Source organism: Gordonia sp. (in: high G+C Gram-positive bacteria) (assembly GCF_012515855.1).
Classification (GTDB): Bacteria; Actinomycetota; Actinomycetes; order Mycobacteriales; family Mycobacteriaceae; genus Gordonia.
Window position 1 is genome coordinate 1 of sequence record NZ_JAAYXO010000196.1, and the last position, 1597, is coordinate 1597.

Annotated in this window: 1 protein-coding gene; it reads right to left on the reverse strand. The window is 68.2% G+C overall.

Annotated features, from left to right (window positions below):
* A partial coding sequence (locus GX543_RS14225; RefSeq protein ID WP_290852782.1) for a DUF4157 domain-containing protein occupies positions 1-1597 on the reverse strand: 1597 nt, incomplete at both ends.

Genomic DNA, 1597 nt, shown 5'->3' on the forward strand with positions numbered 1-1597 from the left:
GGCGTGGTTCGCCGTGGTCGGTGGCGGTGAACACGATCCGGTTGGCGAACTTGCTGCGGTCGAGGACGAAGTGGAGGTCGCCGTAGTAGTTCGTGCCCGGCTTGGCTCGATCGTCGCCGCCCTTGACGGTCTCCCAGTTGATGTTCGCGGCACCGAAGCTCGCCATCTCGGCACCTGACATGTTCTGCAGGCCCGTCATCAACTGGTCCTTCCAGTGCCGGAACCGCAGATAGCTCGGTCCCCGGGCCGAGGCACCGAGGCCCGTGTCGTCCCACGTCGGGAGGTGATCGACCGTGCCGGCCACGCCGGGCTTGCCGAACAGCTTCGCGAGCGCGGTCGTGTCCTTGCGCGCCGTCGCCGGCGCGAACTTGCGATTCGGTGTCTTCGGAGCGGCGTCGCTCCCGAACCACTTGCCCAGCTCGACGGTGATCGTCAACTTCATGTCCTGGCTGAGGAACGTCTTGACGTCGGCCAACAGCTTCTGGGCGGCCGCCGACGTCAGCAGGTACCGGTCGGCGAACACCGTGAGGAAGTCGTTGTCGACCGATCCGAGCGCGGCTTCGGCCTGCTCCAGACCCGCGAGATGACGTTCTTGGTTGGCGGTGGTGATCCCGGCGCGCGGTTGGACCGCCGTCTGCTGGGTGGGAGCGAGGACCTCGGCTCGGAGGTCGGCGAGGTTCTTGGCCGCATCGGCCGTGAGCGTCAGCTGCTCGGCGCCGCCCGCGCCGCCCGCCTGCCACGTCGGCGTGTCGGAGCCGAAGGTCTTCTCGAAGAAGTACTTGGAGTACTCGCCGTGTGCCTCGGCGCGGTTGAAGGAGCCCGCTGGGTCCTTGACGGTCTTCAACTGCTGGTCGGGGGTGTACGTCGACATCGCCGCCTCCCACCGCTCGGTCATCAGCTCGAACACCTTGACCGGGGTCAGGCCGGGGTCGGCCGACGCCATCGTGATGATCTGCTGGGCGGCCACCTCCTTGCGGATCTCGCGGTGCATGTACTGGGTGACCGGGTCGCCCCCCGAAAGCGCCTTGGTCAGGGCCAAGACGTTCTTGCGGGCCGGTGTCTTCATCGCGCGCTTCTTGCGTCGGAGCTTGGCGCCGATCTCGGTCTCGAACGCGTCGAACAGCGACGGCATCAGCGTGGCGGCGACCGACGGGTCGTTGAGCTCCTCGGCGAAGGCTCGGGCGATCTGGCCGAGGGCCGTCGACAGCATCATCGCGTCGCGCAGGTCGACGTCTTCGTCCTGCTTCTTGGCCATGTGCGCCTTGTAGGCGCGCAGCGACGCCTCGATCCGGGACCGCACGGTCTCGGTGCGATCAGTCGACGAGAGCTTGTTCCGCAGTTGCGGGATCTTGTCCACGATGCTGACAACCTGCTTGGTGGTCAGCGCGGTGCGGGCGCGGCGCACGGTCGCGTGACTGCCCTGCTGCACGACGTGGGTCAGCTCGTGCGCCAGCAGCCTCTCGCCGCTGGGGCTCGACGGCTCGTACCGTCCGGGTGCGAAGTGGATGCGCCCGCCGAGGGTGAACGCGTCCGCGGCGACTCGCTCGGGCAGCGGGCTGGCGGCGTGCACCCGGACCGCGCCGAAATCGGCGCCGAA